Source organism: Chryseobacterium sp. GM_Chr_2 (genome assembly GCF_026540445.1).
Lineage (GTDB): Bacteria > Bacteroidota > Bacteroidia > Flavobacteriales > Weeksellaceae > Chryseobacterium.
In genome coordinates this window covers 272,095-284,429 of record NZ_JALNUD010000003.1, presented here as the reverse complement: position 1 = coordinate 284,429, position 12,335 = coordinate 272,095, and the positions used below count along the sequence as shown (strand labels likewise).

Sequence of the window (12,335 nt, the reverse complement as noted above, 5' to 3'; positions counted from 1 at the left end):
CATCAACATATGTTGACGTTTCTATTGATTTAATTCTTTTCTTATTCTGCTTAATTGCGTGGGGGTTACTCCTAAATAGGAAGCAATATGATGCTGTTTCAACCTTTTAAATAAAGATTGATTCTCCATTAAAGCTAGATATCGGGTTTTTGCGGTTTCATACTTTAATGAAATTTCCAACGGCTCTTTTTTCACTACCCAATTTTTTTCCAAGTAGTGAATTTGAAATAATGCAATGTCTAAATGTTGATGAAAGAGCTCTCTGTAAGCATTTACAGGATATTTAATAACTTCACAATCTTCCAAAGCAATCATGCTGAATTTACTGGGTTCATGCGTAATAACTGCCGAAGTGGAAGCAACAAAACTGTTCTCTTCAAAAAATATTTTATAGGCTGTATTGCCATTTTCATCCGTATTATAATAGCCAATCAGCCCAGATTTTAAAAAATAATAATATCTCGACATCATGCCTTCTTCCAACAACAATGTATTTTTTTCGAATTTTTCTTCAGAGCAGATGTTTAGCAAAAGAGAAATACTTTCATCAGAAAGCGGGTAATAAGTATTTATTTGTTTTATAAGTTCTTCCAAAATAATAAATTTCAACAATAAGTTTAATAATTATATAAAATGCTTAAACCATTAATCATACCATTTTTGTTCGTATTTTTGTAATGATACATTAAACAATTTTTCACAATAAATTTACTATGAATTCTAATCAAAATCCAAATATTAAAGCTGTATTTTTCGATGTTGACGGCACTTTAATAAGTTTTAAAACCAATAAAATTCCGGAATCTACACAAGAAGCCATAAAAAAACTTCGCGAAAAAGGGATAAAAGTCATTGTAGCAACCGGACGATCCATTAATTCTTTAGATCATATTAAACACATTGATTTCGACGGATTTATCACATTTAATGGCGGCTACTGCATGACGACGGATGGCAATATCATGTTTAAAAAAGCCATTAACGCTGAAGATATAAAAAATTTAATTAATTATTCTGAAAAATCTCCTTTAAGCTTTTCATTAATGTATGAAAATAAAGTTGAAATAAATGATGTAAATCCTGAAGTGGTTGGCATGTACGCCCATCTCAATCTTCCCGTACCGCCTTTACATGATAAAGATAATGTGGATGTTGAAAATGTTCTGCAGGCAAATATTTTTCTTGGTCCTGATGAAGAAAAGGTTTTTATGGAAAAGGTAATGCCGAATTCTGTGGCTTCCAGATGGACTCCCCTTTTTGCGGACGTTAATCCCGGTGGAATTACCAAACAAAACGGAATAGAATATTTCTGTAAACATTTCGGAATCGATTTTGCTGAAACTATGGCTTTTGGAGACGGAGGGAATGATATTTCTATGCTAAAATTTGTAAAAATTGGCGTTGCCATGGGAAATGCAAATGAAAATGTAAAAGAAATCTCGGATTACGTTACTGAAGAGGTTGACAATCATGGAGTTGAACTCGCTTTAAAACATTTTGGACTACTTTAATTTTATATCTCATAGCTAAACATTTTTAAGCCTAATTAAATATGTGGTATTTGTTTTTAAACTGATTTAATAAAAAAGGCACAGTATGTGTATATAACTAATTAAATCACTTAAAAATATTTAGTTATGAGAAGTTTATTATGGCTAGTAGCGGTCATTTGCATTGTCGTTTGGCTACTAGGAATGTTAGGAGTTGTGCCGGGTATGAGCACAGGTTATTTAGTACATGTTTTATTGGTAATCGCCATTATTGTAGTTTTATATAATATTATTACAGGTCGAAAACCTCTCGATTAATAGATTTCTTCAAATTGAAACTATTCTATTAATTTAGTAAACTTTAAAATATTGATCCTTGACAAATTTTGTTAAGGATTTTTTAATTAAAAAGCGGAATCTGAAATACATCAAATTCCGCTTTTATTCTTATTTATAGAAAATTATTTTTTTGCTTTTGCAGGAGCTGCTGTAGTAGCGCCTAGTTTAGATTTTACATCCGGAGTAATATCTTCACCTCCATCCAAATAAGCAATCTGGCTGTTTCCCTGAGAAGTTGCCACATCAAAAACGTATGCCAATCCTTTTTCTTTAGCCACAGTAGAAATCATGCTTGCCACTTTTTTCTGAATCGGAGCAAACAATTCGTTTTGCTTTTGAGAAATATCCTGAGCTGCTTTTGTACGCGTTTCTTCAATCGTTTTTCCTAATTGCTGAAGTTCAGTCTGAGCTGCTGTAAGTTCCTTAATTACAGATTCTTTATTTGCTTCACTGATTGTTTTTTCTTTATCCTGAGCCGCTTTTAGCTTCGTTTGGTAGCTTGTGATCAGCTTCTCAATTTCTCCTTGTTTTGTTTTGGTAAAAGTATCCAAACTCGCTTCTGCAGTTTTAGCTTCAGAAAGATTATTGAAAACATCATCAGAGTTTACATGACCGATTTTTTGTTGCGCTTGGGCAAGGTTTGATGTAAGAAATAATCCCGCTGCTACAGAAAATACAGTGATTAACTTTTTCATGTTATTGTTGATTTTTAAAATTATTTTAATTGTTTGTTTTTAAAAAGAGGACAAATATAATAAATATAACTACATCTCTAGTGATAATAACAGAAAAGAAGCCCAAAAAACCTCGGACTTCTAAATAATATTAAGTAAAAAATGAAAGACTAATTTTATGCTATACAAAAGTATTTTCTTGAGATTCAAAACGTATTAACCCACAAATAATAATTCCTTAAAAATAGCTTAAAACAAAACCTTTATATTTTTGATTAATACATTATCTTCATTCTAAAAAGATCAAATGGGAACTTGTGCTTTTTCGTAAATCAGACCTTCACTTTTTAATTCTTTCCAAAAATCAACAGGAATTTCTGCATTCAATGCATTTATATTTCCCTGCACCTGTTCAGTCTTACTTGCCCCAGGAATTATTGCTGAAAATTCATCTGCCGCCAACACAAAATGAAGGGCTGCATCTACAAGACTGAGGTTATATTTTTTCGCGATTTCAGCTATTTTATCACGTTTTTCCGTCATACCTTTAGGAATTACATCTTTATAATTATATCGTGGTCTTCCATTGATAAACCCAGAATTGTATCCCGCACCGGAAACCAGCTTTATACCAGCTTTTTTCACGGCAGGAAGCAGACGATCAACAGCATCTTCGTGCTCAAGAATAGAATATTGTGTAGCGGAAAGGCAGATATCAGGATCGGCAGATTCAATACAATCTAAAATAGGTTCAATTTTATTGACACCCATACCCCAGGCTTTAATAATCCTCTGATCCCGCAAATCAGATAAAACTTTGAAAGCTCCTTCCCTTGCCTGTTTCAAAAAATAAGGATAACGATCGCCCACCTGATCTTCAGATAAATCGTGAACGTACACAATATCAATATGATTTAATCCTGTTCTTCTCAAACTTTCCTCAATGCTTTTTTTAATGGCATCTGCTGTGTAGTTATGCTCAAAATCGTAATTTAGGGGCGCTTTCCACATGGTTGGGGGAACCTTATCTTCTGGAACTTCTGTAAACAGCCTTCCGACTTTTGTTGAGAATACAAATTTATCTCTCTTCTGATTTTGTAAAAAACTTCCAAACCTTCTCTCACTTTTCGTAAGTCCGTACCATGGAGAAGAATCGAAATATCGAATTCCCAGATCCCATGCTTTCTGTAGAACTTTGTAAGAATCTTCGTCTGTTAATGGCTCGAATGCAGTTCCTATGGCTACTCCACCCAATCCCAATTTGTGTTTTTCATTTAAAACATCTGTTTTCATATGATAATATTTAAGTGTTTTGGTTGGTGTAAAGGATACAAACACCGTGCAGACATGGGTTTTCAAACCATAATATTTTTAATTTTTATAAAGATTAAAAATGAAATATCAAAAAGAGATTTATTTTCATCGAAAGTTTTGATCTTTGGTTGGCATTAACTCAATAATTAGTCAACCCATTATATTCATATTGATAAGAATCAATTGTTATCGTATAAAACTTCATTTGGCTTTATTATTGAAGTTAAAATAATACACTTCAACATCAAAAATATGAAAAAGCATATCGTCATTGTAGGCGGAGGATTTGCCGGAATAAATCTTATAAAATCTTTGGTAAACGATACAAGATTCAAAATAACACTTGTTGACAAGAATAATTATCACTTTTTTCCACCTTTAATTTATCAGGTGGCCACTTCATTTATTGAAGCATCCAATATCAGCTACCCTTTCCGAAAGATGTTTTCCAAATACAAGAACGTAAAATTTCACATGGGAGGCCTTCTGAATGTTTTGCCTGAAACCAAAACCATCCAAACGGAAACTGGAGAAATCACCTACGATTATCTTGTTTTAGCACTAGGGACAGAATCGAATTTCTTTGGAATGGAAAACGTTCAAAATTGCGCCTTGCCGATGAAAACCATTGATGAAGCATTATATTTACGAAATTATATGCTTTTAACATTGGAAGAAGCGGCTCGAAATAAAGATATAAAAGAAGCTCAAAAGTTACAAAATATCGTAATTGCAGGCGGTGGCCCCACTGGTGTAGAATTAGCAGGAATGATTGCCGAAATGGGAAGCTATATTGCTAAAAAAGAATATCCAGAAATAAAATCAGCTTTATCGAATATCTATTTAATTGATGCGTTGCCAACATTACTTTCGCCGATGAGTAGAATGGCGCAACAGGCTGCTTATGACAAACTTAACAGTTTGGGAGTGAAAATTATTCTGAATGTAGCGGTAAAAGATTACACCGATGGAAAAGTAATTTTAGCGGATGGAAAATCTATCGAAACAGAAACGTTAATCTGGACTTCCGGCGTGATCGGTCGTGAAGTGAAAGGGTTACCTGAAGAAAGCATAGGAAAAGGGCGAAGAATTCTCGTTGATGCTTATAATAAAGTAAATGGCACAGAAAATATTTATGCCTTAGGAGACATCAGTCTTCAATTTTCGGATAAAAAATTTCCTAATGGGCATCCGCAATTAGCACAGGTTGCCATTCAGCAAGGGAAAAATTTAGGACAAAATTTTAAAAGAATTGAAGACGAAAAAATACTCCATACTTTCGAATATAATGATAAAGGGAGTATGGCGATCATATCAAAATTCAATGCGGTGGTAGATTTACCGAAGTTTTCATTTAAAGGTTTTACTGCATGGCTTACTTGGCTTTTTATTCATATTATTCCGCTGGTTAGTTTTAGAAGTAAAATACGTCTGGCAATGGATTGGCTGAGATTATTCATCACCAATAACCCTTCCATCAGATTAATTCTACGACCAAAAAGAAACACTGGAAAAGAAGCAGAATTTGAGCATTCCTAATATATTACGTAAATTTACGCAACTATAACAATTCGGTTATGGAATAAAATCTTTATTTAAGTGAAAATTCATAATAGAAGAAAATTTCTCAGCTTTCTGAAGTTTAAGAGAGATTTTCAAAAGTATGGGCTTGAAAAAGCACGAAGTTATGAGCTCATTCTTCATTGGCTGAACAACAGGTTAAGCCGAAATCAGTTTCTTGTACTTTCCGGAATTCTTGTAGGATGCTCGGCGGGTTTGGCAGGGGTTATCCTTAAAACGCTGGTGCATAATATTCACCATTTTATTACGACAAAAGTTCATTTTGAGTATCAGATTCTTTTTTATGTTGTCTTTCCTTTTTTAGGAATTGTTTTGACGACAAGTATCGTTTTAACGATTTTTAAAGGACAAGACAGGAAAGGAATTGGCGCTATTTTATATGAAATTGCTCAAAATTCAAGTATCGTTTCATCTGTAAAAATGTATTCTCAAATCGTACAAAGTGCTATTACGGTAGGTCTTGGAGGCTCTGCCGGATTGGAAAGTCCTATTGCTGTAACGGGAGCTGCCATTGGTTCCAATTTTGCCCAAACCTATCGTTTAAGTTATAAAGAACGTACACTTTTGCTTGCTGCGGGTGCTACGGCCGGTATAGCTTCCGCTTTTAATGCTCCGATTGCAGGAATTATGTTTGCTTTCGAGATTTTATTAACGGGGGTTGTTTTCACAGATTTTATTCCTTTGGTTGTTGCTGCGGTTTGTGGTAGTTTACTGTCAAGAATTTTATTGCAGGAAGATGTACTTTTCAGGTTTTATACAAGAGAAGCTTTTAATTATAAAAACGTTCCTTACTATCTTTTATTAGGGGTTGTAACGGGTTTGTACGCCAGATATTTTGTTATTATTTCTCAAAAAGTTGAGCATTTTATTAAAGGACTGAAAATGTCTCGTCTTCGAAAAGCAATGTTTGGGGGTGCTGTGCTATCCTTGTTATGTGTTCTTTTTCCGCCGTTATTTGGTGAAGGATATGAAACTGTAAAAGCATTTACCAACGGAGACACCCACTTAATTATCGAAAATAGCTTATTCAGATATTTTGAAATTAAAGATTTTACCATTATCATCTTTCTGATCTTAGTTCTTTTACTTAAAGCTTTTGCCACGTCTTTCACCATTTTCAGCGGAGGAAATGGAGGAAATTTTGCACCGTCTCTTTTTGCAGGAGGAACGGTGGGATATCTATTTGCCATTGTTTGTCAGCAGATCGGTTTTACAGATGTTCCGGTTACCAACTTGGTATTGGTAGGAATGGCGGGAGCGATGAGTGGTGTGATGTATGCCCCCTTAACAGCTATTTTCCTGATTGCAGAATCTAGTTTTGGATACGACTTATTTATTCCGTTAATGATTGTTTCTATTATGTCTTATTTAATTGCAAAATGGTTCTCTCCTATTTCTCCCGAACTGAAATCATTAGCCGATCAAGGAAAAATTTTCACAAATAAGCATGATAAAAATTTATTATTTTCATTAAAAACAGAAGATTTTATTGATAGATATTCTCAAGCCATTAACCAAAATGCACCAATTACAGAATTATTTAAACTGATAAAAAACGGAGATAAAAATATTTTCGCTGTTATTGATGAAAATAAATCTTTGAAAGGCATACTTACTTTAGATGATGTAAGACCCTATCTTTTTTCAAACGATGAAATTTCGGCAACGATAATTCAAATTATGAAAGCTCCGCCTGCCATTATTCATCCTGAAGATAAACCTTTGGATATCCTCCAGACTTTTGATGATACGGGGATGTGGAATTTACCTGTTGTAAATAACGAAAATAAATTTATCGGATTTATTTCTAAGTCAAAAATTTTAACGAGTTACAGGCAATTGTTAAAAGAATATTCAGATTAAGATCTATTTCATAAAAACCAAAAGCCGTTCAATCATAACATTGAACGGCTTTTTTATCTAAAAAAATAATTTACTTTAAAGTATTTATTATTGGCTTACTTTGTTCAAAAGTTCTACCTCATCGCTGTTTAATTGAATATTAGGAGCAGCAAATAAAGTTTCCAATTGAGATTCGCTGGTTGCGCTCACAATCGGAGCCGTAATCAATGGGTTTGCCAATAACCAAGCCAATGCCACAGCACCTTGCGTTGTATTATGTTGAGAACTGATTTCATCCAAAGCTTTTAAAACTTCCAAACCTTTAGGATTAAGATATTTTCTTACACCCTCACCTCTTTGACTTTTCGATAAATCGGCTTCATCACGGTATTTTCCGGTTAAAAATCCGGCTGCTAAAGACCAATACGGGAATACACTTAAACCAAATTGATCGACCAATGGAGCATAATTCGTTTCAAAACCTTCTCTTTCCAACAAATTATAATGAGGTTGAAGCGCAACATATTTCGGGAAATTATTTTTCTCAGCTACTTCAAAAGATTCTTTCAATCTTTCCGGAGAAACGTTTGAAGCTGCAATGTAGCGTACTTTTCCAGCTTTTACAATTTCATCATATGCTGACAAAGTTTCCTCAACTGGCGTTTTATTATCGTCGAAATGCGTGTAATAAATATCAATATAATCGGTCTGAAGTCTTTGCAAAGATTCATCCACAGATTTTAAAATATGTTTTTTACTGATATCAAAACCATGCTCTTTAGTTTCAGAGCCTACTTTTGTTGCAATGACCAAACCGTGCCTGTTATCACGGCTTTTCATCCATTTTCCGATAATTTCTTCAGACTGACCGCCTTTTCCGTTCACCCACCAAGAGTAAGTATCAGCCGTATCTACAAAGTTAAAACCTCCCGCGATAAATTGATCCAGAATATCAAAAGATTGTTTTTCATCAAGTGTCCATCCGAACACGTTTCCTCCAAAATTTACTGGTGCAATTGACAGATCAGTATTTTTTATTTTTCTTTTTTCCATGAGAATGATTAAGATTAAAGAATTATTTATTGAATAGCTTAAAGGTAGCGAATAATATTTTTGATTAATGGTTTAATCTCTCTATACAACTCATTTTTTTTGTCAATGAAAAAAGACCAACTTTTCAAGCTGGTCTTTCTATTTTATAATTGTTGATTGTCATTAAATCTCCCCCATCACGTACATATTTTCCATGGTTGGGATGGTACTTCCGCCCTGCTTTTCTAAAGTGATCGCAAAGGCCTGAGCATTAGAAATATTCGCTAAAGCAATTTCGCTGTCTTTTTCATGTGTGTACATTCCTGCATTTACAGGTTTTCCATCTTCGATAGCCCAAAGTTGATATTGCATACCATCAGGTGCTTTTGGAAGACTTTCAGCATTAAGATAAACATCTTTGGTCTTTTTATTCCAGAAAACCATGGCTTTAGAATCGGCATGTTTTTCAACACCTTTTAACATCACCATTTCCATATTCGGATCAGTTGCCATATCCATCTTACGATTCATTTTCTGCATCTCCAAATCCTGAGATTTCTTACGATTGTGCATATCCGCAATCTCGGTTTTCATTTTAGATTGATTGCTCATCCAAAACATATTCCCTCCCACGCTTACTAAAAATAGTACAGAAGCAGCAATAGCAAAGGTTTTCCAATTATTATTCCCCTGAATTTTAATCTCTTCTTGTGGTTTTGCAGACGGAATATCTGCCGAAACTGCAGGTTTCACTTCTTCAACAATCTGTTCCTGTTGAATTTTATTCCAAATCTTTGATTTTAAATCGATTGGAGGTGTCACAGACTGAGCTGTAGCCAAATCTTCTAAAGTTTTCTGCGCTTCTTCAAAAGCTTCTCTTACTTCAGCATTGTTCTTCATCACACACTCCAAAATCCCCGCCTCTTCAGGTGAAGCGTGGCCTAGAATATAAGATTCTATAATTCCGGATGATATGTATTCTTTAGTGTTCAATTTATTGATAGTCTTTTAACAAATCCTTTAATTTCATCAGTGCATTTCTCATTTTGGTCTTTACAGTTCCCAGCGGTATCTTCAGTTTTTCAGATATCTCGTGTTGGGTATATCCCTGATAATATGCCAAATCAATCAACTCCTGTTTATCGACTTCCAGTCCTTCAATTACTTTATTAAATCCGATAAAATCAGAAGAATTATTTGTTGTCGAAAGCTCTGCAGAGTTATATACGAAATCCGGAAGCGATTGGTTTTTAAGCTCATTCTGAAAACCTTTAGATTTTAAATAATCGATAGCGGTATTTCTTGCAATATTAATCATCCAGGTATAAAACCTTCCTTTTGATGAATCGTATTGTTGAATGGAATTCCAGATTTTAACAAAAACATCCTGAATAATTTCTTCAGTATATTCTTTTGACTGAACGATTCGGAGAATAACGCCATACAGCGCACCAGAATAATGGTCATACAAGTAATGAAAACCAGATTCGTTTCTCTGTTTCAGTAAAACGATGAGCTCCTCTTCCGAATAGTTTGTTTTAATAGCGAATATTTTTCGTTCCAAATGTAATGAAATATTACAAATAACAAACAATATTTAAACCAAATCTCAATTCTTCAACAAAATTAAACACACGTTTACAATTTCTCTGTTTAAAGATTTAATTTTTAATTATTTATTAATTTTTAAATAAAATTTCATGGAAAAACAAAATTTATCGACCTGATTATTAGTGGGTTATAAAATAATTTAATCTTTTTTAAATCTGAATTAAAACCAGGCTCGTAAATGACATTAACAACGAAAAATTTAAACAACACTTAAAATTTAATACAATGAACACAAGATCAAAAATCGCGGTAGCAGGAATGATGGTTTTATCATTCGCTTTCAGTGGAAATTTAACTGCACAAACGATGAAAGAAAAAACAGTAATGGTTGGCGGAGCAGCGATGTATCCTTCAAAAAACATTATTGAAAATGCTGTTAATTCAAAAGACCATAAAACATTGGTTGCAGCAGTAAAAGCAGCAGGTTTGGTTGAAACTTTACAGGGAAAAGGTCCTTTTACGGTATTGGCTCCAACGGATGCGGCTTTTGCTAAATTACCAAAAGGAACGGTAGAAAATCTGGTAAAACCTGAAAACAAAGCTACGCTTACAAAAATCCTTACTTATCATGTGCTTCCTGGAAAATTCAATGCTAAAGAAATTTGGGCAGCCGTGAAAGCCGGAAACGGAAAAAGCATGATGAAAACAGTAGAAGGCGAAGAACTTACTTTCTGGACCAAAGGCAAAGACCTTTATGTGAGAGACGCGAAAGGAAATGATGCTAAAGTTACTATTGCAGATGTAAATCAGTCAAATGGTGTGATTCACGTGATCGACACTGTTTTAATGCCTTAGGGCTTATTAGTTGTTTGAACAGCATAAAATAATATGCTGTTCTTTTCTTCATCAATAATCAAACACTTAAAAAATAATATTATGAAAAGAACAACAATTCAGGTTTCTAATCAAGGAGCAACACTTGATACAGGAAGACGAAATTTCTTAAAACTAAGTGGTGTTGGATTGGCTATTGCCGGACTCACCCTTATTGGATGCGATGATAATGACGATTTTAACTTTATGGATAATGATGTTTTTGATCTGGGATCGGGAGATGTAGGTATACTGAATTACGCCTATGCCCTTGAACAGTTGGAAGCCGATTTTTACACCAAAGTGGTTAATAATTTTTACAGTGGCATTTCGAGTATTGAAAAGGAATTATTCACAGATTTGTACCATCATGAGGTAATTCACAGAGATTTTTTCAAAGCGACTATCAGCGGAGCCACTTCAAATGTACTACCCAAGCTTGAGTTTCAATATCCGAATGTAAATTTCAATGACAAAAATTCTGTACTGGCTACTGCAAAAGCATTGGAAGATACTGGCGTTGCGGCCTATAACGGAGCCGGAAAATACATAACAAACCCTACTTATCTGGTGATTGCCGGAAAAATAGTTTCTGTGGAAGCTAGGCATGCTTCAGCAATCAGAAACCTAATAAATCCAGGAACAGCAGCTTTCTCAGGAGATGACGTGGTAGATGCTAACGGACTGGATCTTGCCAAAGAACCAAAAGATATTGTTGCCGCGGCAGGAGGATTTTTCAAAACTCCTTTTACTTGGAAAGAACAAGGAATCGGCTAAATTATTCACCATTAAATCTATTATTATGAATATTCTAAAATTACTGGATAAGCTTTCTAACGATAAATTTTTCACTACAGAAACTTCACGATTAGAAACGATTACGAATCTTTCTTCAGCTGGTAAAAAAGCTGCTGTAGCATCCATCCCTTTTGGATTGGGAGCATTAATGACAACTTCTGCTAAAGCAGAAACGGTAACCACTACAGATTCTAGCTTATTTAAAAATGCATTAACGGATGCCCTTCAATTGGCTTTAGTCCTTGAATATCTTGAAAATGAATATTACGCTATGGGATTGGCTGCAGGAACATTAATTCCCAATGGAGACCGAGCAGTTTTTATGCAAATTTCAAAACATGAAGCAGCCCACGTCAATTTCTTAAAAAGTACTTTAACTTCTTTAGGAACGACTCCGGGAGCAAAACCTACTTTTGATTTTACAGCAAACGGCAGCTTCTCCCCTTTCACAGATTATAGTCAGTTTTTGGTTCTGGCTCAGGCTTTTGAAGATACTGGAGTTAGGGCTTATAAAGGTCAGGCAGGAAATGTGATGTCTAACAAAGCTGTTTTGCAGGCTGCATTACAAATTCATTCTGTGGAAGCAAGACATGCCTCTCAGGTGCGAAGAATGCGTGCTAACAAAGGCTGGATAGAACTTGCAGACGGCGGAAGTATGCCTCCTGCAACAAATGCCGTATATGCGGGTGAAGATGTGACTAATCAGGCAGGATTCAATACTGCAACGGCTTTTGGAGCTGCAGCAGGTTCTGCCGCGTTTGATGAAATTTTAACAGGAAGCGATGCTCAAACCATAGCATCTTTGTTTATTGTATAGTGATATTAATATTTGGTGAGAATC

The 12,335-nt window shown here is 34.6% G+C and carries 13 protein-coding genes; 7 read left to right on the top strand and 6 right to left on the bottom strand.

From position 1 onward, the window contains the following. Positions 1-21 precede the first annotated feature (21 nt). A complete protein-coding gene (locus OXQ85_RS06865; RefSeq protein WP_267403085.1) occupies positions 22-594 on the bottom strand; it encodes a Crp/Fnr family transcriptional regulator in 573 nt (190 codons plus the stop codon). Between the two features lie 119 nt (positions 595-713). On the opposite strand from OXQ85_RS06865, the gene OXQ85_RS06860 reads away from it, so the two are divergent. Both OXQ85_RS06860 and OXQ85_RS06855 read left to right on the top strand, forming a co-directional pair. After that, positions 714-1,511, top strand: a complete 798-nt coding sequence (locus OXQ85_RS06860) for a Cof-type HAD-IIB family hydrolase (protein WP_267403084.1) — start codon at positions 714-716, stop codon at positions 1,509-1,511. A gap of 126 nt (positions 1,512-1,637) precedes the next feature. Then, on the top strand, positions 1,638-1,808 hold the full coding sequence (locus tag OXQ85_RS06855; protein WP_267403083.1) for a lmo0937 family membrane protein: 171 nt from the start codon (positions 1,638-1,640) through the stop codon (positions 1,806-1,808). Between the two features lie 143 nt (positions 1,809-1,951). On the opposite strand, the gene OXQ85_RS06850 is transcribed toward OXQ85_RS06855, so the two are convergent. Both OXQ85_RS06850 and OXQ85_RS06845 read right to left on the bottom strand, forming a co-directional pair. Next, complete coding sequence (locus OXQ85_RS06850; protein WP_267403082.1) at positions 1,952-2,524, bottom strand: OmpH family outer membrane protein; 573 nt, start codon at positions 2,522-2,524, stop codon at positions 1,952-1,954. Between the two features lie 282 nt (positions 2,525-2,806). Beyond that, complete coding sequence (locus tag OXQ85_RS06845; protein WP_267403081.1) at positions 2,807-3,796, bottom strand: aldo/keto reductase; 990 nt, start codon at positions 3,794-3,796, stop codon at positions 2,807-2,809. Positions 3,797-4,069: 273 nt separating this feature from the next. Between OXQ85_RS06845 and OXQ85_RS06840 the strand changes: the two genes are divergently transcribed. Further along, positions 4,070-5,356, top strand: a complete 1,287-nt coding sequence (locus OXQ85_RS06840) for an NAD(P)/FAD-dependent oxidoreductase (RefSeq protein WP_267403079.1) — start codon at positions 4,070-4,072, stop codon at positions 5,354-5,356. Between the two features lie 60 nt (positions 5,357-5,416). Further along, positions 5,417-7,261 carry a chloride channel protein gene (locus tag OXQ85_RS06835; protein ID WP_267403078.1) on the top strand — a complete coding sequence of 615 codons (1,845 nt, stop codon included), beginning with the start codon at positions 5,417-5,419 and terminating at the stop codon, positions 7,259-7,261. A gap of 87 nt (positions 7,262-7,348) precedes the next feature. On the opposite strand, the gene OXQ85_RS06830 is transcribed toward OXQ85_RS06835, so the two are convergent. The 3 genes from OXQ85_RS06830 to OXQ85_RS06820 all read right to left on the bottom strand — a co-directional run bounded on the left by OXQ85_RS06830 (position 7,349) and on the right by OXQ85_RS06820 (position 9,836). Continuing rightward, a complete protein-coding gene (locus OXQ85_RS06830; RefSeq protein ID WP_267403077.1) occupies positions 7,349-8,293 on the bottom strand; it encodes an aldo/keto reductase in 945 nt (314 codons plus the stop codon). A gap of 162 nt (positions 8,294-8,455) precedes the next feature. Beyond that, the gene (locus OXQ85_RS06825) at positions 8,456-9,265 is read right to left on the bottom strand and encodes an anti-sigma factor (protein ID WP_267403076.1); all 810 of its coding nucleotides are present in this window, start codon (positions 9,263-9,265) and stop codon (positions 8,456-8,458) included. A 1-nt stretch (position 9,266) separates the two neighbouring features. Beyond that, positions 9,267-9,836, bottom strand: a complete 570-nt coding sequence (locus tag OXQ85_RS06820) for a sigma-70 family RNA polymerase sigma factor (protein WP_267403075.1) — start codon at positions 9,834-9,836, stop codon at positions 9,267-9,269. 272 nt (positions 9,837-10,108) lie between these two features. On the opposite strand from OXQ85_RS06820, the gene OXQ85_RS06815 reads away from it, so the two are divergent. The 3 genes from OXQ85_RS06815 to OXQ85_RS06805 all read left to right on the top strand — a co-directional run bounded on the left by OXQ85_RS06815 (position 10,109) and on the right by OXQ85_RS06805 (position 12,311). Beyond that, positions 10,109-10,678 (top strand): fasciclin domain-containing protein, encoded by a 570-nt coding sequence (locus OXQ85_RS06815; RefSeq protein ID WP_267403074.1) that lies wholly within the window; start codon positions 10,109-10,111, stop codon positions 10,676-10,678. 81 nt (positions 10,679-10,759) lie between these two features. Beyond that, positions 10,760-11,473, top strand: coding sequence for a ferritin-like domain-containing protein (locus OXQ85_RS06810; RefSeq protein WP_267403073.1), 714 nt, complete (start codon positions 10,760-10,762; stop codon positions 11,471-11,473). Between the two features lie 25 nt (positions 11,474-11,498). Continuing rightward, positions 11,499-12,311 (top strand): ferritin-like domain-containing protein, encoded by an 813-nt coding sequence (locus tag OXQ85_RS06805; RefSeq protein ID WP_267403072.1) that lies wholly within the window; start codon positions 11,499-11,501, stop codon positions 12,309-12,311. Positions 12,312-12,335: the final 24 nt, after the last annotated feature.

Excerpts from the sequence above, each read along its gene's own strand:
- OXQ85_RS06860 (WP_267403084.1), top strand. The coding sequence starts at position 714 with ATGAATTCTAATCAAAATCCAAATATTAAAGCTGTATTTTTCGATGTT.
- OXQ85_RS06855 (WP_267403083.1), top strand. The coding sequence starts at position 1,638 with ATGAGAAGTTTATTATGGCTAGTAGCGGTCATTTGCATTGTCGTTTGG.
- OXQ85_RS06850 (WP_267403082.1), bottom strand. The coding sequence starts at position 2,524 with ATGAAAAAGTTAATCACTGTATTTTCTGTAGCAGCGGGATTATTTCTT.
- OXQ85_RS06845 (WP_267403081.1), bottom strand. The coding sequence starts at position 3,796 with ATGAAAACAGATGTTTTAAATGAAAAACACAAATTGGGATTGGGTGGA.
- OXQ85_RS06840 (WP_267403079.1), top strand. The coding sequence starts at position 4,070 with ATGAAAAAGCATATCGTCATTGTAGGCGGAGGATTTGCCGGAATAAAT.
- OXQ85_RS06830 (WP_267403077.1), bottom strand. The coding sequence starts at position 8,293 with ATGGAAAAAAGAAAAATAAAAAATACTGATCTGTCAATTGCACCAGTA.
- OXQ85_RS06815 (WP_267403074.1), top strand. The coding sequence starts at position 10,109 with ATGAACACAAGATCAAAAATCGCGGTAGCAGGAATGATGGTTTTATCA.
- OXQ85_RS06810 (WP_267403073.1), top strand. The coding sequence starts at position 10,760 with ATGAAAAGAACAACAATTCAGGTTTCTAATCAAGGAGCAACACTTGAT.
- OXQ85_RS06805 (WP_267403072.1), top strand. The coding sequence starts at position 11,499 with ATGAATATTCTAAAATTACTGGATAAGCTTTCTAACGATAAATTTTTC.